The sequence below is a fragment of the Spiroplasma sp. hy2 genome, from assembly GCF_044714365.1.
Lineage (GTDB): Bacteria > Bacillota_I > Bacilli_A > Mycoplasmatales > Mycoplasmataceae > Spiroplasma > Spiroplasma phoeniceum.
The window spans coordinates 1-553 of sequence record NZ_RXFZ02000353.1 but is presented as its reverse complement, the minus strand read 5'-3'; the positions used below and the strand labels follow the sequence as shown (position 1 = coordinate 553).

Sequence of the window (553 nt, the reverse complement as noted above, 5' to 3'; positions counted from 1 at the left end):
ATMTAAATTAGTTTTAATATCTTTAATTTTAGTAGATGGAACATCTTTAAAAGCTTTTAATTCATCTAATTCATTAGATAATTTAATAAAGTCTTCTTTTGATATAACATCTTCGCGTTTTTGCACACTTTCTCTAATTTGTTTGGCTTCATTATTAAACTGATTTAAGATATTTTCTGCAATCTCTTCACTTAAACCTTGTTCTATTAATTGTTCTTTTGTAAGAGCCATTTTATAAACCTCTCTTTTTTTATTCTTGTCCGATTAACAAGTCAGCATAAACTCTTTTTTGATACAAAAAGATTAAAACTTATATTAATTATATACTTATAGTTTATAAATACAATACTTTTTATAAACAAATACTAAACATAATTTATTATGTTGTTAATTTAACCCTTAAAACAATTAATAATAACTATTTTTCAAGATAAAATTTTAAAATAATTCTTTAATTTTGTAGAAAACTCTTGATGAAATAAAAAAAATCATCAATATGACAATTTGAAAACTAATTTTGTGTAAGATTATACTTTTGCTTTAAATTTTWTTA

1 pseudogene is annotated in these 553 nt (G+C 20.1%); it reads right to left on the bottom strand.

Annotated elements, in window-relative coordinates:
• A pseudogene (locus tag EHV01_RS06475) lies at positions 1 to 231 on the bottom strand (hypothetical protein); the annotation flags it as partial.
• Between the last annotated feature and the right edge of the window lie 322 nt (positions 232 to 553).